Genomic DNA, 16267 nt, shown 5'->3' with positions numbered 1-16267 from the left:
GCCATGAAAAAGGGGCCTGGATAAGGCCCCTTTCATCATTTCAGTAGCTCGGGAGTATCGATCTTACCGGAGGTTCACCGTGCCGATAGCCGCCGCCGCCGCAGCTTGATCGGGGAGCTCGGCGGTCGCGTAGCTGGCGGTCAGAATTCCGAACGCAGCGGTCGCGCCCAAGAGCGTCAGCAGGGTTCTGCGCATGGAAGGCCGTCCCGAGGTGGTGTTCATGGTGTTCATATTATTCATCGAACTAGTTTCATCCGCGTAAATGTTGCCGCATTGGCCTGATGTTCTCACAGTCTTGGAAACAAAAGTCCCCAAGCCGCGATTGGTTGCCTCGGTTTCGACGAATTTTTTACAGTGTCGCGATCGGTGCCCCTATTGCACGGGTTTGCAGGGCTTTCGATGGCATTTGCGCCACAGTTCCGAAATTCAGCGGCCGAATGGTTAACGTTAATAGCCTGAACATGCCTGCCTTCGAAACCGACCTTACTTAATTCGCGAGGCCAAGCTCCTTCAAGCTCCGAACCGTCGCGGCAACGGCCACTTGCGGCGGACGAAAGTCGATTCCGAGAGTCCGTTCGGCGGCCTCGGTCCCCAGAATTTTCCGGCGACCGAGCTCAGGCACGGCCGCCCGAGCCTTCCCGGTGAAGATGGCCGCCGCGCGCACCAGAAAATCCGGCAACACCAGTTTCGGCACCCGGCTGGCGGCGGACGGCTCGGCGAGCGCGATTGACTGACCAATTTCCATCATTGACAGTGATCCCCCACACAGGATGAACCGTCGCCCCGCTGCATCGGGTACGGTCATGGCCTGAAGATGCGCGCGGGCGACGTCGCGAACATCGACGATGCCGAAGGTGATGTCCGGCACGGCCGGGAGCCGCCCCATGAGCATCGTCCGGATCAGCTCCGCCGAGGTGCCCGTCTCCCGATCGAGCATCGGACCGAGGACGAAGGCGGGGTTGACGACGGCGAGTTCCGGGCCGCCCGCCTCGACGGCTTTCCAGGCCGCCCTTTCGGCTTCCGTCTTTGAGACCGCATAGTCGGAAATGTGCGAACTTTCGACATTGGACCAGTTCGACTCCGAATAGTGCGGCCCCTGCTTCGCGTCGTGGCCGTAATAGATCGCTGCCACCGAGGAGGTCAGAACAATTCGCTCGACACCCGCCCTGGAAGCGGCCTCGACGACACGGAGCGTCCCGCCCCTCGCGATTGGCACCAACGCATATCTATCCTTGGATTGCCTCGCGGGAAACGGCGAGGCCGTATGCACGACGAAGCGGCATCCGGCCACAGCGGCATCCCAGCCGTTATCCTGGGTCAGATCCGCCTCGACGAATTCCAGCCGATCGACAGCCCCTCCGGCATTTTTCAACGTTTCTTGGACCAACGCGGCCTTGGCGGCCGAGCGCACGGTTCCTCTTACCCGATAGCCAGCCGCTAGCAGTTCCAGGGCGACGTGTTTGGCAATGAACCCGGAAATACCTGTGAGGAGAATGAGATCGGACATGCGGTTACCGTCATGAAATGGTGAAAAAACTTGCGAAAAAATACCGTTTCATTTTGAAATTATATCAGTACCATAGGGATTTCCGAGCGATCGAGAAAATTGTCCCCGCGCAGTAGAAGGATACGAAACACCGCTCGACATGATATCAGGCCTCATTGATTTGGGAGCGTCCCTTTCTTATGCACACCGATCCGAGCCAGGCCTCGCACAGGCTACAGGTCGAAATTCTGGACGCTATGGCTGTGGGCGAGACGTTCGAAGCAATTCTTGCTCTCCTATGCCGTCGGGTTCAGGCGCTCATCCCCGAGATCGCATGCTCCATCGTAACCGTGGGCGAGGAAGGACACCTGTGTGCGAATGCCGGTCCCTCGCTTCCAATACCCGATCGGAATCTCCTCGCCCATCTGTCGGGCGACTGGTTAGACCGAACCCAGCCCGCCGGCGGCGGCAATCCGGCACGCGATGACGGCGAAACGACGAAAGTCCCGCTGCGGCCTTCGTCCGAGCTGGTGTTGCCCAGCGGTTGGGCGGCATCATGGTCAAGCACTGTCAAAGCGCCCACGGGCCAGACTGTCGCTCTTTTCACAATGTATTTTCGCAACAAGCGCGGTCCATCGGAGCAGGAGCGGATAGTCGCTGAAACCTGCGTTCGTCTGTTGAGCATCGGGATCGACCGCTGGCACCTGCAGCAAAGAAATCGGCAGCTGGCGCATTACGATCAACTGACGAACCTGCAGAACCGCCGCCGCTTCAATACCGTGATCGAAAGCAAGCTGGGTCAGGCGTCCCGATCCTTCGGCCTACTCCTCATCGAAGTCGAACACCTCAAGACGATCAATGACACCATGGGTCCCGTCGTCGGCGACCAGGTCCTGCGGGAGGTTGCGTCCCGACTGGAGCAAGTGGCTCCGGCGCCGGCCTCGGCCTTTCGGATTGGCGGCGACGAGTTTGCAGTCCTGGCCGACGACAGCGCCGATCACGCCCGATTGCGCGAGCTCGTCTCGCGCATATTCGACGCCATGCGTCCTCCGTTCCGATGTCGCGACAACACGATTTCGCTCCAGGTGACCATTGGTGGCGTCGTCCGCGGAACGGATGGGGACAGCGCCGACCATCTTCATCAGAACGCCGATTTCGCTCTCCAGCATGCCAAGGCCTCGCACCGAGGCGGTTACGTAGCGTTTGAGCCGGGGCTCCGAACCTCGGCCATGCGACGAATTGAAACCATTCGCGAGGTCGCCCTTGCCCTTGCCGAGCACCGGATCGTCACTTACTATCAGCCCATCGTGCGGCTGGACACCGAGCAAATCGTCGGCCTCGAGGCCTTGGCGCGGCTACAGACCAAGGATGGTCGCATTGCGTCTGCCGGCGAATTCGCGGACGCCTTTACCGATCCCCATGTCGCCGATCGATTGACCAGACAAATGTTGTCCGAGGTCGCCGCCGACATCCGCACGTGGCTCGACGACGGCATTCCTTTCCAGCATGTCGGCGTGAACCTCGCTATGTCCGATTTTCGGCACAGGAACCTCGATCAAATCATCTGTGCCACTTTCGATGCAGAACAGGTTTCGTTGCAGCATCTGGTCCTGGAGGTGACTGAAACCGTTTTCATGGACGGACCGAACCACGATGTCGCGAGAGCGGTGACACGCCTGAGAGACAAGGGGATGCTTGTCGCCCTCGACGACTTCGGCACAGGATTCGCCTCGCTGACCCACCTTCTCAGCTTCCCGGTGGACCTCATCAAGATCGACAAGAGTTTCATTGACCGCCTCCTGACCGACGCCCCCAGCCGTGTCATCGTCGAAGCTCTGATCGATATCTCCGAGAAGCTTGGCATGAGGACAGTCGCCGAGGGAATCGAGTGTGTCGCCCAGGCCGAACGGCTGTCGGAACTGGGATGCCGCCTCGGCCAGGGGTTCCACTTCGCTCGGCCCGCTGACGCCGCGCACACGACGGCTCTCTTGAAGCAGAGCGCGCAACGGTGAGCCAGCGGGTCAAATCGCTGGCGTGATTTGACAATCGCCAATCGGCGCTCCGAGGTCGTCTTATGCCGGACACGCTCCACAGAACCGTACACCACCCTGCTTGGAGAATTTGATTGGCAACGGCCGAAATGCGGCCGACACGCCACACGAAAAAGGGGCCACAGGGGCCCCTTCGTCATTCTGTCATGGCGTCGATCCGATGATCAGGCGGCGTCTTCCTGCTCGCCCTCGGCCTCGAGCCGCTCACGATCGATTGCACCGCGGGCCTCGGGATCGCGGTCGACAAACTCGATAACCGCCAGCGGAGCATTGTCGCCGCGGCGGAAACCGGCCTTGAGAACACGGGTATAGCCGCCGTTGCGATCGGCATAGCGAGTTGCCAGCGTATCGAACAGCTTGGCAACGACAGAGCCGTCCCGGACCTTCGACAGCGCCTGCCGACGGGCATGAAGATCGCCGCGCTTGCCCAGCGTAATCATCTTCTCAATGATCGGGCGAAGCTCCTTCGCCTTCGGCAGGGTCGTGACGATCTGCTCGTGCATGATCAATGACGCCGACATATTGGCGAACATCGCTTTACGGTGACTGGCGGTACGGTTGAGTTTCCGGCCGCGTTTGGCGTGACGCATGGGGTTTTCCTCAGAGAAATATGCCGACGCCTTGGCGCCGGAGGTCGGGATCTTTGCGTCCCTGCCGTCGATGCGACAGGTCGCCGTTCCTTTGAATCATTGAAGTGGCTCCCGACCGTATCAGCGGCCGGGAGCGCATCGTCTTAGTACTGGTCTTCGTAGCGCTTGGCCAGATCGTCGATGTTCTCCGGCGGCCAGTCGGTGACTTCCATACCGAGATGCAGCCCCATCGAGGCAAGCACTTCCTTGATCTCGTTCAGCGACTTGCGGCCGAAATTCGGCGTCCGCAACATCTCCGCCTCGGTCTTCTGGATCAGATCACCGATATAGACGATGTTGTCGTTCTTCAGGCAATTGGCCGAGCGGACCGAAAGCTCGAGTTCATCGACCTTCTTGAGCAGCGCCGGGTTGAACGCCAACTCGGCCATCTGCTCGTCGGCCGCACCAGCCGCGCCGCGCTGGTCGCGCTGCGGCTCTTCGAAGTTCACGAAGACGGACAGCTGATCCTGGAGGATGCGCGCAGCATAGGCCACCGCATCCTCGCCAGTGATCGAGCCATCCGTCTCGATCTGCATGGTCAACTTGTCCTTGTTGAGATCCTGCCCCTCACGGGTGGCCTCGACCTTGTAGGACACCTTCTTGACCGGCGAAAACAGCGAGTCCACCGGGATCAGACCGATTGGAGCATCTTCCGCGCGATTCTGGTCGGCCGGGACATAACCCTTGCCGGTATTGACCGTGAACTCCATGCGGATTTCCGCACCCTCATCGAGGGTGCAGATCTCATGCTCGGGGTTGAGAACCTCGATATCGCCGACGGTCTGGATGTCGCCGGCGCGCACGACGCATGGGCCCTGCTTGCGCACGACCATGCGCTTCGGCCCCTCGCCCTGCATGCCAATGCAGATTTCCTTGATGTTGAGGACGATGTCCGTGACATCCTCGCGCACGCCCGGGATCGAAGAGAACTCATGTAGTACGCCGTCGATCTGAACCGCGGTGATCGCCGCTCCCTGGAGCGACGACAGGAGAACACGGCGCAGGGCGTTGCCGAGGGTAAGCCCGAAGCCACGCTCGAGTGGCTCGGCCGTCAGCGATGCCTTGACGCGGCTGCCACCGCTCTTGAACACCACCTGGTTGGGCTTGGTAAGGTCTTGCCAGTTGCTAGCAATCATGACGGATGCCTTTCAGTTTCCTCGCCACCATCCAATCGTGGCGATAGGTCTGATAACGGAGGGTGAAACCCCTCCTGTCGGCCGCACGCCGCACCCTAAAAGGCTGCGACGGAAAGCATCAAACGCGGCGCTTCTTGCGCGGACGCACGCCGTTATGCGGGATCGGCGTCACGTCGCGGATCGACGTGATCGTGAATCCGGCTGCCTGCAGCGCCCGCAATGCCGATTCACGCCCGGAACCCGGACCGCACACCTCGACCTCGAGCGTGCGCATGCCGTGCTCCTGCGCCTTCTTGGCGGCGTCTTCGGCGGCAACCTGCGCAGCGAACGGCGTCGACTTGCGCGAGCCCTTGAAGCCCTGTGCGCCCGCCGAGGACCAGGCAATCGCATTGCCTTGCGCGTCCGTGATCGTGATCAGCGTGTTGTTGAAGGTCGAACTCACATGGGCGACGCCCGACGTAATGTTCTTGCGCTCGCGGCGACGAACGCGTTGTGCTTCCTTGGCCATTTAATAAGTCCTGTTTGATATCCGCACCGCCGTAATGCCGGCGGCTACACCAACAGCGCGCCCGAAGGGCGCGCTGCGTAAATCACTTCTTCTTGCCTGCGATCGCCTTCGCCGGACCCTTGCGGGTGCGGGCGTTGGTGTGGGTCCGCTGACCGCGAACCGGCAGGCTGCGACGATGGCGCAGGCCACGATAGCAGCCCAGATCCATCAGGCGCTTGATGTTCATCGCCGTCTCGCGACGAAGATCGCCCTCGACCTGATAGTCGCGGTCGATGATCTCGCGAATCTGCAGAACTTCACCGTCCGTCAGATCATTCACTCGGCGCTCATCGCCGAGATTGACCTTCTGCACGATCTCCTTGGCAAAGGTCGAACCGATGCCATGGATGTACTGCAGCGCGATGACGACGCGCTTATTGCTCGGGATGTTGACGCCAGCGATACGGGCCACGTCGATACTCCTAGATTTAGATGGGCAGCGAGCCCGTCTCATGCAAGATGAGAGCCCTACGGCCGAAAACGACCGAAACAGGCCCTCGAACGAAGACCTGCGCCGATCGCAAAGGATTCGCGAATAGGCGCAGGCTATAGAGCAACGGGGCTTGACAAGTCAACCGCCCGCTTGTCCAGCGCGATATCCGCCTGACGCGGGTTCGGCGCTGAGAATGGTTTCGATACTGTCGGTCACGACATCGATCGGCTGCATGCCGTCGACCCCGCGCAGCGTGCCCTTGCAGTGATAGTAGCCGACGAGCGGCGAGGTATCCTTGTAATACGCACGCAGGCGGGTCCGCATGGTCTCCGCATTGTCGTCAGGGCGGCGCTTGAACTCGGTCGACCCGCAAACATCGCAGACCCCCGCGACCTTCGGCTGCTTGTCTTCGTCATGATAGACCGTGCCGCAGCTGGCGCAGGAAAACCGCCCCGCAACCCGCCTCACGAGAATGTCGTCATCGACCTTGATTTCGATGACGTGGTCGAGCCCGAGGTCCTTTTCCTCGAGCATCGCCTCGACCGCATCCGCCTGGTTCAGCGTGCGCGGATATCCATCGAGAATGAACCCGTTGGCGCAGTCGGCCTGATCGATCCGTTCGGAGACGATCGCATTGACGATATCGTCCGACACCAGATTTCCGGCATCCATGACCGCCTTTGCCTTGCGACCGATATCGCTCTGGGCGGCGACGGCCGTCCGCAACATGTCCCCGGTCGAAAGCTGCGGAATCCCATACCGCTCGATCAACCTCTGTGCCTGGGTGCCCTTCCCGGCTCCCGGTGGTCCGAGCAGAATGACTCTCATCTGGCTCCCCGTCTCCCCCCTCTGAGCTTCGACTTCTTGACGAGGCCCTCGTACTGGTGCGCCAGAAGATGCCCCTGGACCTGCGCGACCGTATCCATCGTGACGCTGACAACGATCAGAAGCGACGTACCACCGAGATAGAATGGGACACCCACGGTCGAAATCAGGAACTCAGGCAGGAGACAGATAAGAACGAGATAGATCGCTCCCACGACCGTGATGCGCGTCAGCACGTAATCGATATATTCCGCTGTCCGCTCACCCGGCCGAATGCCTGGGACGAAACCGCCGTGTTTTTTCAGATTGTCAGCCGTATCCTTCGGATTGAAGACGACCGCCGTATAGAAGAATGCGAAGAACGCAATCAGACTGCCATACAGAAACATGTGAAGCGGCTGGCCGTTGCCGAGGGAAGCGATGACGGCCGTGGCCCATCCCGGCAGCGCCGACGTGTCGGAAAAATTCGCCATCGTCACCGGCAGCAGAAGCAGCGACGACGCGAAGATCGGCGGAATAACGCCTGCGGTGTTCAGCTTGAGGGGCAAATGCGAGGTATCACCCTGGAACATGCGGTTGCCAACCTGGCGCTTCGGATACTGGATCAGCAACCGGCGCTGCGCCCGCTCGAAAAACACGATCACTGCGATCGACACCATCGCGACAAATATCACGAGGAGAATGATCGCCGTCGACAGCGCGCCGGTCCGCCCGAGTTCCAGGAGGTTGGCCACCGCGGACGGAAGATTGGCAACGATCCCGGCAAAGATGATCAGCGAAATACCGTTGCCGATACCGCGGGCCGTGATCTGTTCGCCCAGCCACATCAGGAACATGGTGCCGCCGACCAGCGTAATGACCGCTGAAATCTGGAAGAACGCGCCAGGGTCGACCACAATGCCCTGTTGGCTCTGCAATCCGACGGCGATACCATAGGCCTGCACTGTCGCCAGCAGCACGGTGCCATAGCGCGTGTACTGGTTGATGACCTTGCGACCCTGTTCGCCTTCCTTCTTCAACTGCTCCAACGACGGGATGACCGACGTCATCAACTGAATGATAATAGAGGCGGAGATATACGGCATGATGCCGAGGGCAAAGATTGCCATGCGCCCGACAGCTCCGCCGGAGAACATGTTGAACATGCCCAAAATGCCGGTGGATTGCTGCTGAAAGGCCTGAGCCAACGCGGCCGGATTGATGCCCGGCATCGGAATATAGGTTCCGAGGCGATAGACGAGAAGTGCGCCAAGGGTAAACCAGATGCGCTTCTTGAGATCCTCGGCCTTGGCGAAGGCCGAGAAGTTCAAGTTAGCGGCGAGTTGTTCCGCAGCCGATGCCATGTCGAACTTGTCTCCGGGTTGTCCCGCGGGTCAGCAGAAAGACGGTTGCGCGCGGCCCGTCTCACTCGAGCGGGGAGAATAAATCTCTCCCCCGAGGAAGCACGAGAGATAAACGGCGAAGAGGGCGTGTGCAAGCCGGGCGATTAAGCCCCCGCACCCGCCGTCGTCACCGAACCGCCCGCTTTCTCGACCTTTTCAACCGCCGACTTGGACGCGCCGGCAACCGTGATCGAGACCTTCGCCGACAGTTCGCCGTCGCCCAGCAGACGGACACCGTCCTTGGCCCGACGAACAATGCCTGCCGCCTTCAAAGCCGCGACGTCAATCGTATCTTTGCCGTCCAGCTTGCCGGCGTCGATCGCCTGCTGGATGCGGCCGACCGAGACCACGGTGAAGCTCTTGGCGAAAATATTCGTGAAACCACGCTTCGGCAGACGCCGGAAGAGCGGCATCTGACCGCCCTCGAACCCGTTGATGGCAACGCCCGACCGGGACTTCTGACCCTTGACGCCGCGACCACCGGTCTTGCCGCGTCCCGAGCCGATTCCACGACCGACGCGCTGGCGCGAGTGGGTGGCGCCTTCCTTGTCGGAAATCTCGTTGAGTTTCATGTTGTTTCTCCTGGAACATCGACCCCGGCAACGCGATGCGATGCGTACGGTCGAGGTTCTGGCAAAAGGGGTTTGGCTCCTCGATCGCGCGAAGCTCTTTGCTCCGCAGCGCTCATCAGGCCTCTTCGACCACGCGCACGAGGTGAGCGACCTTGGCGATCATGCCGCGCACCGCCGGAGTATCCTCCAGCGTGCGGCGGCGGTGCATCTTGTTCAAGCCCAGACCGACCAGTGTCTGGCGCTGCGCACCAGGGCGGCGGACCGGACTGCCGGTCTGCTCGACGGTGACCGTGTTGGCTGCGAGTTTGCTTTCGGCCATCGATTGGCTCCTTCAGTCAAAAGCGCGAGAACCTCCACAGAGGCTCCCGCTTCCAATCAATCTTCGGCGGCCTGAGCGCCGATGACTTCCCGGCGGCGGGCCTGAAGGGTCGAATATTTGATACCCCGACGCGACGCGACATCCTTGGGATGGGTGGCGTTCTTCAGCCCGTCGAAGGTGGCGCGAACCATGTTGTAGGGGTTCGACGATCCCAGCGACTTGGCGACCACGTCATGCATGCCGACCGCTTCGAACACGGCGCGCATCGGACCACCGGCGATGATACCGGTACCGGCCTCGGCGGCGCGCAGAATGACCTTGCCGGCACCGTGGCGGCCGGTCACGTCATGATGCAGCGTACGAGCGTCGCGCAGCGGTACGAAGATCAGATCGCGCTTGGCGGCTTCCGTCGCCTTGCGGATCGCTTCCGGCACTTCACGCGCCTTGCCGTGACCAAAGCCGACCCGGCCCTTCAGATCGCCGACGACCACGAGCGCGGCAAAACCGAATCTGCGGCCGCCCTTCACCACCTTGGCGACGCGGTTGATGTGGACGAGCTTGTCGACGAAACCGTCATCGCGGTCGTCACGTCTGTCGTTACGAGGCGCCATATCCTGTTCCTTATTCTTTTCCGGAGGCGTCTTTTGAAAAGACGGCCGCATCGAGCGGCCGTCGAACGGTCATACGATCCACCCCAACGAAAACGTCCGGGCGGACCGAGCAGGCTTCAGAAGTTGAGGCCGCCCTCGCGCGCCGAATCGGCCAGCGCCTTCACGCGACCGTGGTAGATGAACGAGCCGCGATCGAACACGACGTCGGTCACGCCCGCTTCCTTTGCACGATCGGCGACGAGCTTGCCGACCGCCGCAGCCGCGGCGGTATCGGCACCGGTCTTCAGTTCCGAACGCAGCGACGGCTCGAGCGTCGAGGCCGAAGCGAGCGTACGGCCCGCCGCGTCGTCGATGATCTGCGCGTAGATATTCTTCGAAGAGCGGTGGACGGACAGCCGCGGACGACCGTTCGCCACCTTCTTCAGCGAGCGGCGGATGCGCGAAGCCCGGCGTCGCAGGTTTGCCTTCAAGGTAGCCATAACGAGCCCTACTTCTTCTTGCCTTCTTTGCGAACGATCGTCTCGTTCGCGTATTTCACGCCCTTGCCCTTGTAGGGCTCTGGGCCGCGATAGCCACGGATTTCAGCCGCGACCTGGCCGACCTGCTGCCGATCGATACCCGAAATGACGATTTCCGTCGGCTTGGGTACGACAATCTGAATGCCTTCAGGCACCGGATAGAGCACGTCGTGCGAAAAGCCCAGAGCCAACTGGAGATTCTTGCCTTGCAGCGACGCGCGATAGCCGACGCCGTTGATTTCGAGCTTCTTTTCAAAGCCCGTCTTCACGCCGTTGAGGATGTTCGCGATCATTGTCCGCGACATGCCCCACTTGGAGCGCGCATCCTTGGAATTGTCGCGCGGATCGACGGCCACAGCGCCGTCCTCCATCTTGACCAGCACTTCTTCATTGACGACGAAGGACAATTCGCCCTTCGGTCCCTTAGCCTTGACCATCTGCCCATCAACGGAGGCGGTGACGCCCTCGGGCACGGCGACCGGCTTCTTACCAATACGAGACATTTCGATACCCTGTCCGTTCGTTGCGGGTTGAGGCTGCCGCGTCAGAAGACGCGGCAGAGCACCTCGCCGCCGACATTTTGTTCGCGGGCGCTGTGATCGGCCATAACGCCCTTCGGAGTCGAAAGGACTGAGATGCCGAGACCATTGGCGACCTGCGGGATGGTCTTCGCCGAAACGTAGACCCGACGACCGGGCTTGGATACGCGAGCGATCTCGCGAATGACCGGGCCATTGTCGTAATATTTCAACTCGATTTCGAAGTCGGACTTGCCGTTCTCGAATTCGGTCTGGGTGTAGCCGCGAATGTAGCCCTCGTCCTTCAGGACATCGAGGACTCGACCGCGCAGTTTCGACGCCGGCGTGGAAACCGTCGTCTTGTTGCGCATGATCGCGTTACGGATGCGGGTCAGCATATCGCCGAGCGGATCAGACAGTGACATGTCGCTACCTCCTTACCAGCTCGACTTCACGATACCGGGGATCTGGCCATTGTTGCCAAGTTCCCGGAGCGCGATGCGGCTCATCTTCAGCTTGCGATAATAGGCGCGCGGACGGCCCGTCACCTCGCAGCGATTGCGGATACGTACCTTCGAGCCGTTGCGCGGAAGTTCCGCGAGTTGGAGCTGCGCCTGAAAACGCTCCTCCATGGGAGCGTCGGCATTCTTGGTGATCGCCTTCAGAGCGGCGCGCTTGGCGGCGTATTTCGCCACCAGTTTCATGCGCCGGTTGTTCTGCTCGATCATGCCCTTTTTGGCCATTGTCTCGTCCTTTGCTCGTCTGCCGTTACTGGCGGAAGGGGAAGTTGAACGCCTTCAAAAGCGCTCGCGCTTCCTCGTCGGTCTTCGCCGTCGTACAGACGATGATGTCCATGCCCCACATCTGATCGACCTTGTCGTAGTTGATCTCGGGGAACACGATGTGCTCCTTGACGCCCATCGCGAAATTGCCGCGACCGTCAAAGCTCTTCGGGTTCAGGCCGCGGAAGTCGCGAACGCGCGGCAGCGCGATCTGGACCAGCCGATCCATGAACTCGTACATTTTATCCTTGCGAAGCGTGACCTTCGCGCCGATCGGCATGCCCTCGCGGACCTTGAATCCGGCGATCGAGTTGCGGGCGTGCGTGATGACCGGCTTCTGACCGGCGATCCTTGCCAGATCCTCGGCCGCCACCGTCGGCTTCTTGGAATCGGCGGTGGCTTCACCGACACCCATGTTGATCACGATCTTGTCGACGCGGGGAACCTGCATCTCGTTCTTGTACGAGAACTGTTCCTGCATCGCCTTGCGGACCTCTTCGCGATAGACGCGCTTGAGACGCGGCACGTAAGCGGTTTCCGTATCAGCCATTGATCTGCTCTCCCGAGCGCTTCGCGACACGCACCTTCGTGCCGTCGTCGAGGGTCTTGAAGCCCACGCGCGTCGCCTTGCCGTCCTTCGGGTCGGCGACCGCGATGTTCGACAATTGGATCGGGGCTTCCTTTGTGATGATACCGGCTTCCTGGGAAGCGGACTGGCGTTGATGGCGCTTGATCATATTGACCCCGCGTACCAGTGCCCGCCCCTCTTTCGGCATCATCTGAATCACTTCACCCGACCGGCCCTTGTCCTTGCCGGCGAGCACGACGACATTGTCGCCCTTGCGGATCTTCTGCATCGTCCGCTCTCCTCTTAAAGAACTTCGGGGGCCAGGGAGACGATCTTCATGTGGCTCTTGGCGCGAAGCTCGCGCGGAACCGGTCCGAAGATACGCGTGCCAAGCGGCTCTTTCTTGTTGTCGATGATGACGGCGGCGTTCCGGTCGAACCGGATGACCGAGCCGTCAGCGCGGCGGATGTCCTTGGCGGTACGCACCACCACGGCCTTCATCACATCGCCCTTTTTCACGCGGCCGCGCGGAATGGCCTCCTTGACGGAAACGACAATGATGTCGCCCACCGAAGCATATTTCCGCTTCGAGCCGCCCAGCACCTTGATGCACATGACACGACGGGCGCCGGAATTATCCGCGACGTCGAGGTTTGTTTGCATCTGAATCATGTCAGGCCGCCTTCAAAACTTGCTGCCGGGACGTGCCGAACCGCACCGTCCCGGCCAATCCATCAACTGGCTGCTGCCACGCCGTTAGAAACGACGATCCAGCTCTTGTCCTTCGAGATCGGCCGGGTCTCCTCGATAGAGACCATGTCGCCGACCTTGCACTGATTGTTCTCATCGTGCGCCTTGTACTTCTTCGACCGGCGCACGGTCTTCTTGAACAGCGGATGGGTGAAGCGACGCTCCACCAGCACGACCACTGTCTTTTCGTTCTTGTCGGAGACCACAGTCCCCTGCAGGATGCGTTTCGGCATAGTTCCGTCCTCAGGCCTTGGCCTCGCCCGCCTTATGGCGAGAAATCGTCTTGATGCGCGCGATATCGCGGCGCACCTGGCGCACGCGGGCGGTATTCTCGAGCTGACCCGTGGCACGCTGGAAGCGCAGGTTGAACTGCTCCTTCTTCAGCTTGCCGAGCTCATCGGTGAGTTCGTCCTGGGTCATCGCTTTGACGTCGGAAGCTTTCACTTCAAACTCTCCTTACTCGGCAATGCGCTGGATAAAGCGCGTGCGGATCGGCAGCTTTGCCGCACCGAGGCGTAGCGCCTCGCGGGCAGTCACTTCATCGACCCCGTCGATCTCGAAGACCACGCGGCCAGGATGAACGCGCGCCGCCCAATAGTCGACGGAGCCCTTACCCTTACCCATGCGAACTTCAGTCGGCTTCGAGGTCACCGGCAGATCCGGGAAAATCCGGATCCACACGCGCCCCTGGCGCTTCATCTGTCGGGTGATCGCGCGGCGCGCCGCCTCGATCTGGCGAGCGGTCACCCGCTCCGGTTCCATCGCCTTCAGGCCGAAGGCACCGAAGTTCAGGCCGGTTCCGCCCTTTGCGGTACCATGAATGCGTCCCTTGAACGCCTTCCGGTACTTAGTGCGCTTTGGCTGCAGCATCTTAGTTCACTCCGAATTCTGAACGCTCAGGCATGTTCGCGGCGACGACCGCCACCTTGACTGTCGCCCTCGATCTGCCGGCGTTCGGAGGCCATCGGATCGTGCTCGAGAATCTCGCCCTTAAAGATCCAGACCTTGACGCCGCAAATGCCATAGGCGGTCTTCGCCTCGGCGGTGCCATAGTCGATGTCGGCGCGCAGCGTGTGCAGCGGCACACGGCCCTCGCGATACCACTCCGTCCGCGCGATCTCCGCGCCGCCGAGACGGCCGCCGCAATTGATGCGGATGCCCTCGGCGCCGAGGCGCATCGCCGACTGCACGGCGCGCTTCATGGCGCGGCGGAACGCCACCCGGCGCTCCAGCTGCTGGGCAATCGACTGCGCAACCAGGGTCGCATCCGTCTCGGGCTTGCGCACCTCGACGATGTTGATGTGCGTCTCGGCGTTGGTCATCGAGGCGAGCTTTTTGCGAAGCTTCTCGATATCCGCGCCCTTCTTGCCGATGACGATTCCCGGACGCGCCGAGTGGATCGTAATCCGGCACTTCTTGTGCGGACGCTCGATGACGATCTTGGAGACCGCGGCCTGCTTCAGCTCTTCGAGCAGATAGCGGCGAATCTTCAGATCCTCGTGCAGCAACTGGCCATATTCGCCGGTGTTGGCAAACCAGCGCGAATCCCAGGTGCGGTTGATGCCGAGCCGAAAGCCGGTCGGATTGATTTTCTGACCCATTACGCGGCCTCCTCGAGTTCGGCGATCTCGCGCACGACGATCGTCAGATGCGAGAACGGCTTCTCGACCCGGCTCGCCCGACCGCGACCGCGGGCATGGAAACGCTTCATCGTGATCGACTTGCCTACATAGGCTTCTGCGACGACCAGCGAATCGACGTCGAGATCATGATTGTTCTCGGCATTGGCGATGGCGCTTTCCAGCGTCTTCTTCACCGTCTCGGCAATCCGCTTGCGCGAGAAGGTCAGGTCCGCCAGCGCGGCGCCGACCTTCTTGCCGCGGATCAGCTGCGCGACGAGATTAAGCTTCTGTGGGCTGACACGGATCGTCCGGGCAACAGCCTTCGCCTCGTTATCCTTCAGCCGACGTTCGGCTTTGGCCTTGCCCATCGTTATTTCCTCTTCGCCTTCTTGTCGGCGCCGTGGCCATAATAGGTCCGGGTCGGAGCAAACTCGCCGAACTTGTGCCCGACCATGTCCTCGTTCACCGACACCGGAATGTGCTTGGACCCATTGTAGACCCCGAAGGTCTGGCCGACGAACTGCGGCAGGATCGTCGAACGACGGCTCCAGATCTTGATCACATCGTTGCGGCCGCTCGCGCGCCCCTTCTCGGCTTTCTTGAGAAGGTAGCCATCGACGAACGGACCCTTCCAGACGGAACGTGTCATGAAAAAATCCTCTTACTTCTTACGCTGATGACGCGAGCGCATGATGAACTTGTCGGTCGCTTTGTTCTGGCGGGTCCGCTTGCCCTTCGTCGGCTTGCCCCAGGGCGACACCGGATGGCGACCACCGGACGTGCGGCCTTCACCACCACCATGGGGGTGGTCGACGGGGTTCATGGCGACACCGCGGACATGCGGACGGCGACCCAGCCAGCGCGAACGACCAGCCTTACCGAGGTTGATGTTCGAATGATCCGGGTTGGACACAGCGCCCACCGTGGCAAAGCACGACGACGGCACCAGCCGCTGCTCGCCCGAATTCAGGCGAAGGATTGCCAGACCGGCATCGCGGCCGACCAGCTGAGCGTAGGACCCCGCCGAGCGAGCGATCTGACCGCCCTTTTCCGGCTTCATCTCGACATTGTGGACGATGGTCCCAACCGGCATCGCCGAGAGCGGCATCGCATTACCCGGCTTGACGTCGATGCCCGAGAGCCCGGCGATCACCTTATCGCCCGCGGCAAGTCGCTGCGGCGCCAGGATGTAGGCGACCTGCCCGTCCTCATACTTGATCAGCGCGATGAACGCGGTACGGTTCGGATCATACTCGATCCGCTCGACCGTCGCCCACATGTCGAGCTTGCGGCGCTTGAAGTCGATCATGCGGTAGGTGCGCTTGTGACCACCACCTTGATAGCGCGCGGTAACGCGACCGGTGTTGTTGCGTCCACCCTTCTGAGTCAGCCCTTCCGTGAGCTGCTTGACAGGCTTGCCCTTCCACAGACCCGAGCGGTCGACGATGACCAGCTGGCGCTGGCTCGGCGTGTTCGGTTTGAAATTCTTTAGTGCCATTGCCTAAGCTCCTCCGGTCC

Annotated in this window: 26 protein-coding genes; 1 reads left to right on the top strand and 25 read right to left on the bottom strand. The window is 61.1% G+C overall.

Annotated elements, in window-relative coordinates; translation table 11 throughout:
• Positions 1-63: 63 nt before the first annotated feature.
• Complete coding sequence (locus ING15_RS19705; protein ID WP_269812735.1) at positions 64-195, bottom strand: hypothetical protein; 132 nt, start codon at positions 193-195, stop codon at positions 64-66.
• A gap of 292 nt (positions 196-487) precedes the next feature.
• Positions 488-1507: an SDR family oxidoreductase gene (locus ING15_RS06745; RefSeq protein WP_206454021.1), complete on the bottom strand. Its 1020-nt coding sequence runs from the start codon at positions 1505-1507 to the stop codon at positions 488-490.
• Between the two features lie 236 nt (positions 1508-1743).
• On the opposite strand from ING15_RS06745, the gene ING15_RS06740 reads away from it, so the two are divergent.
• Complete coding sequence (locus ING15_RS06740; protein ID WP_206454020.1) at positions 1744-3498, top strand: putative bifunctional diguanylate cyclase/phosphodiesterase; 1755 nt, start codon at positions 1744-1746, stop codon at positions 3496-3498.
• A gap of 203 nt (positions 3499-3701) precedes the next feature.
• On the opposite strand, the gene rplQ is transcribed toward ING15_RS06740, so the two are convergent.
• The 23 genes from rplQ to rplB form a co-directional block, all read right to left on the bottom strand.
• Positions 3702-4127 (bottom strand): 50S ribosomal protein L17, encoded by a 426-nt coding sequence (gene rplQ / locus ING15_RS06735; RefSeq protein ID WP_206454019.1) that lies wholly within the window; start codon positions 4125-4127, stop codon positions 3702-3704.
• A gap of 143 nt (positions 4128-4270) precedes the next feature.
• Entirely contained in the window at positions 4271-5302 is a 1032-nt protein-coding gene (locus ING15_RS06730) for a DNA-directed RNA polymerase subunit alpha (protein WP_206454018.1), read from the bottom strand.
• Between the two features lie 118 nt (positions 5303-5420).
• On the bottom strand, positions 5421-5810 hold the full coding sequence (rpsK, locus tag ING15_RS06725; protein ID WP_206454017.1) for a 30S ribosomal protein S11: 390 nt from the start codon (positions 5808-5810) through the stop codon (positions 5421-5423).
• An 82-nt stretch (positions 5811-5892) separates the two neighbouring features.
• On the bottom strand, positions 5893-6261 hold the full coding sequence (gene rpsM, locus ING15_RS06720; protein ID WP_206454016.1) for a 30S ribosomal protein S13: 369 nt from the start codon (positions 6259-6261) through the stop codon (positions 5893-5895).
• A gap of 159 nt (positions 6262-6420) precedes the next feature.
• The gene (locus ING15_RS06715) at positions 6421-7110 is read right to left on the bottom strand and encodes an adenylate kinase (RefSeq protein WP_206454015.1); all 690 of its coding nucleotides are present in this window, start codon (positions 7108-7110) and stop codon (positions 6421-6423) included.
• Entirely contained in the window at positions 7107-8450 is a 1344-nt protein-coding gene (gene secY / locus ING15_RS06710; RefSeq protein ID WP_206454014.1) for a preprotein translocase subunit SecY, read from the bottom strand. Before secY ends, ING15_RS06715 begins: the two co-directional genes overlap by 4 nt.
• Positions 8451-8593: 143 nt before the next feature.
• On the bottom strand, positions 8594-9061 hold the full coding sequence (rplO, locus tag ING15_RS06705) for a 50S ribosomal protein L15 (RefSeq protein ID WP_206454013.1): 468 nt from the start codon (positions 9059-9061) through the stop codon (positions 8594-8596).
• A gap of 115 nt (positions 9062-9176) precedes the next feature.
• The gene (gene rpmD, locus ING15_RS06700; RefSeq protein ID WP_206454012.1) at positions 9177-9380 is read right to left on the bottom strand and encodes a 50S ribosomal protein L30; all 204 of its coding nucleotides are present in this window, start codon (positions 9378-9380) and stop codon (positions 9177-9179) included.
• A gap of 56 nt (positions 9381-9436) precedes the next feature.
• Positions 9437-9991 carry a 30S ribosomal protein S5 gene (gene rpsE, locus ING15_RS06695; RefSeq protein ID WP_206454011.1) on the bottom strand — a complete coding sequence of 185 codons (555 nt, stop codon included), beginning with the start codon at positions 9989-9991 and terminating at the stop codon, positions 9437-9439.
• A 116-nt stretch (positions 9992-10107) separates the two neighbouring features.
• Entirely contained in the window at positions 10108-10470 is a 363-nt protein-coding gene (gene rplR, locus ING15_RS06690) for a 50S ribosomal protein L18 (RefSeq protein WP_206454010.1), read from the bottom strand.
• 8 nt (positions 10471-10478) lie between these two features.
• Positions 10479-11012, bottom strand: a complete 534-nt coding sequence (gene rplF / locus ING15_RS06685) for a 50S ribosomal protein L6 (RefSeq protein ID WP_206454009.1) — start codon at positions 11010-11012, stop codon at positions 10479-10481.
• 41 nt (positions 11013-11053) lie between these two features.
• A complete protein-coding gene (rpsH, locus tag ING15_RS06680; protein ID WP_206454008.1) occupies positions 11054-11452 on the bottom strand; it encodes a 30S ribosomal protein S8 in 399 nt (132 codons plus the stop codon).
• Between the two features lie 12 nt (positions 11453-11464).
• Positions 11465-11770: a 30S ribosomal protein S14 gene (rpsN, locus tag ING15_RS06675; protein ID WP_206454007.1), complete on the bottom strand. Its 306-nt coding sequence runs from the start codon at positions 11768-11770 to the stop codon at positions 11465-11467.
• 25 nt (positions 11771-11795) lie between these two features.
• Positions 11796-12359, bottom strand: a complete 564-nt coding sequence (gene rplE / locus ING15_RS06670; protein ID WP_206454006.1) for a 50S ribosomal protein L5 — start codon at positions 12357-12359, stop codon at positions 11796-11798.
• Positions 12352-12666 (bottom strand): 50S ribosomal protein L24, encoded by a 315-nt coding sequence (rplX, locus tag ING15_RS06665; protein WP_206454005.1) that lies wholly within the window; start codon positions 12664-12666, stop codon positions 12352-12354. The genes rplE and rplX overlap by 8 nt, the downstream gene beginning before the upstream one ends.
• A 14-nt stretch (positions 12667-12680) precedes the next feature.
• Positions 12681-13049 (bottom strand): 50S ribosomal protein L14, encoded by a 369-nt coding sequence (gene rplN / locus ING15_RS06660; protein WP_206454004.1) that lies wholly within the window; start codon positions 13047-13049, stop codon positions 12681-12683.
• A gap of 62 nt (positions 13050-13111) precedes the next feature.
• On the bottom strand, positions 13112-13360 hold the full coding sequence (rpsQ, locus tag ING15_RS06655; RefSeq protein ID WP_206454003.1) for a 30S ribosomal protein S17: 249 nt from the start codon (positions 13358-13360) through the stop codon (positions 13112-13114).
• A gap of 10 nt (positions 13361-13370) precedes the next feature.
• Positions 13371-13571 carry a 50S ribosomal protein L29 gene (gene rpmC, locus ING15_RS06650; RefSeq protein ID WP_206454002.1) on the bottom strand — a complete coding sequence of 67 codons (201 nt, stop codon included), beginning with the start codon at positions 13569-13571 and terminating at the stop codon, positions 13371-13373.
• 12 nt (positions 13572-13583) lie between these two features.
• A complete protein-coding gene (gene rplP / locus ING15_RS06645) occupies positions 13584-13997 on the bottom strand; it encodes a 50S ribosomal protein L16 (RefSeq protein ID WP_206454001.1) in 414 nt (137 codons plus the stop codon).
• A 26-nt stretch (positions 13998-14023) separates the two neighbouring features.
• Positions 14024-14728, bottom strand: a complete 705-nt coding sequence (rpsC, locus tag ING15_RS06640) for a 30S ribosomal protein S3 (protein ID WP_206454000.1) — start codon at positions 14726-14728, stop codon at positions 14024-14026.
• The gene (rplV, locus tag ING15_RS06635; RefSeq protein WP_206453999.1) at positions 14728-15117 is read right to left on the bottom strand and encodes a 50S ribosomal protein L22; all 390 of its coding nucleotides are present in this window, start codon (positions 15115-15117) and stop codon (positions 14728-14730) included. Before rplV ends, rpsC begins: the two co-directional genes overlap by 1 nt.
• Before the next feature lie 2 nt (positions 15118-15119).
• Complete coding sequence (gene rpsS / locus ING15_RS06630; protein WP_206453998.1) at positions 15120-15398, bottom strand: 30S ribosomal protein S19; 279 nt, start codon at positions 15396-15398, stop codon at positions 15120-15122.
• Positions 15399-15410: 12 nt separating this feature from the next.
• Positions 15411-16247 carry a 50S ribosomal protein L2 gene (gene rplB, locus ING15_RS06625; RefSeq protein WP_206453997.1) on the bottom strand — a complete coding sequence of 279 codons (837 nt, stop codon included), beginning with the start codon at positions 16245-16247 and terminating at the stop codon, positions 15411-15413.
• Positions 16248-16267: the final 20 nt, after the last annotated feature.

Origin of the sequence: Aurantimonas marina (assembly GCF_017183135.1) — a bacterium.
In the GTDB taxonomy this organism is placed as follows: Bacteria; Pseudomonadota; Alphaproteobacteria; order Rhizobiales; family Rhizobiaceae; genus Aurantimonas; species Aurantimonas marina.
The sequence above is the reverse complement of the archived record's forward strand: the minus strand, read 5'-3'. Positions and strand labels throughout refer to the sequence as shown.

What these genes read in the sequence shown, in the direction of transcription:
- rplV (WP_206453999.1), bottom strand. Translation starts at nt 15,117, where the DNA reads ATGGGCAAGGCCAAAGCCGAACGTCGGCTGAAGGATAACGAGGCGAAG.
- ING15_RS06715 (WP_206454015.1), bottom strand. Translation starts at nt 7,110, where the DNA reads ATGAGAGTCATTCTGCTCGGACCACCGGGAGCCGGGAAGGGCACCCAG.
- rplF (WP_206454009.1), bottom strand. Translation starts at nt 11,012, where the DNA reads ATGTCTCGTATTGGTAAGAAGCCGGTCGCCGTGCCCGAGGGCGTCACC.
- ING15_RS06745 (WP_206454021.1), bottom strand. Translation starts at nt 1,507, where the DNA reads ATGTCCGATCTCATTCTCCTCACAGGTATTTCCGGGTTCATTGCCAAA.
- rpsQ (WP_206454003.1), bottom strand. Translation starts at nt 13,360, where the DNA reads ATGCCGAAACGCATCCTGCAGGGGACTGTGGTCTCCGACAAGAACGAA.
- rplX (WP_206454005.1), bottom strand. Translation starts at nt 12,666, where the DNA reads ATGCAGAAGATCCGCAAGGGCGACAATGTCGTCGTGCTCGCCGGCAAG.
- rpsH (WP_206454008.1), bottom strand. Translation starts at nt 11,452, where the DNA reads ATGTCACTGTCTGATCCGCTCGGCGATATGCTGACCCGCATCCGTAAC.
- rpsS (WP_206453998.1), bottom strand. Translation starts at nt 15,398, where the DNA reads ATGACACGTTCCGTCTGGAAGGGTCCGTTCGTCGATGGCTACCTTCTC.
- rplN (WP_206454004.1), bottom strand. Translation starts at nt 13,049, where the DNA reads ATGATTCAGATGCAAACAAACCTCGACGTCGCGGATAATTCCGGCGCC.
- rplR (WP_206454010.1), bottom strand. Translation starts at nt 10,470, where the DNA reads ATGGCTACCTTGAAGGCAAACCTGCGACGCCGGGCTTCGCGCATCCGC.
- rplO (WP_206454013.1), bottom strand. Translation starts at nt 9,061, where the DNA reads ATGAAACTCAACGAGATTTCCGACAAGGAAGGCGCCACCCACTCGCGC.
- rpsE (WP_206454011.1), bottom strand. Translation starts at nt 9,991, where the DNA reads ATGGCGCCTCGTAACGACAGACGTGACGACCGCGATGACGGTTTCGTC.
- rpsN (WP_206454007.1), bottom strand. Translation starts at nt 11,770, where the DNA reads ATGGCCAAAAAGGGCATGATCGAGCAGAACAACCGGCGCATGAAACTG.
- ING15_RS19705 (WP_269812735.1), bottom strand. Translation starts at nt 195, where the DNA reads ATGCGCAGAACCCTGCTGACGCTCTTGGGCGCGACCGCTGCGTTCGGA.
- rpsC (WP_206454000.1), bottom strand. Translation starts at nt 14,728, where the DNA reads ATGGGTCAGAAAATCAATCCGACCGGCTTTCGGCTCGGCATCAACCGC.
- secY (WP_206454014.1), bottom strand. Translation starts at nt 8,450, where the DNA reads ATGGCATCGGCTGCGGAACAACTCGCCGCTAACTTGAACTTCTCGGCC.
- rplQ (WP_206454019.1), bottom strand. Translation starts at nt 4,127, where the DNA reads ATGCGTCACGCCAAACGCGGCCGGAAACTCAACCGTACCGCCAGTCAC.
- ING15_RS06740 (WP_206454020.1), top strand. Translation starts at nt 1,744, where the DNA reads ATGGCTGTGGGCGAGACGTTCGAAGCAATTCTTGCTCTCCTATGCCGT.
- rplE (WP_206454006.1), bottom strand. Translation starts at nt 12,359, where the DNA reads ATGGCTGATACGGAAACCGCTTACGTGCCGCGTCTCAAGCGCGTCTAT.
- ING15_RS06730 (WP_206454018.1), bottom strand. Translation starts at nt 5,302, where the DNA reads ATGATTGCTAGCAACTGGCAAGACCTTACCAAGCCCAACCAGGTGGTG.
- rpmD (WP_206454012.1), bottom strand. Translation starts at nt 9,380, where the DNA reads ATGGCCGAAAGCAAACTCGCAGCCAACACGGTCACCGTCGAGCAGACC.
- rplB (WP_206453997.1), bottom strand. Translation starts at nt 16,247, where the DNA reads ATGGCACTAAAGAATTTCAAACCGAACACGCCGAGCCAGCGCCAGCTG.
- rpsK (WP_206454017.1), bottom strand. Translation starts at nt 5,810, where the DNA reads ATGGCCAAGGAAGCACAACGCGTTCGTCGCCGCGAGCGCAAGAACATT.
- rplP (WP_206454001.1), bottom strand. Translation starts at nt 13,997, where the DNA reads ATGCTGCAGCCAAAGCGCACTAAGTACCGGAAGGCGTTCAAGGGACGC.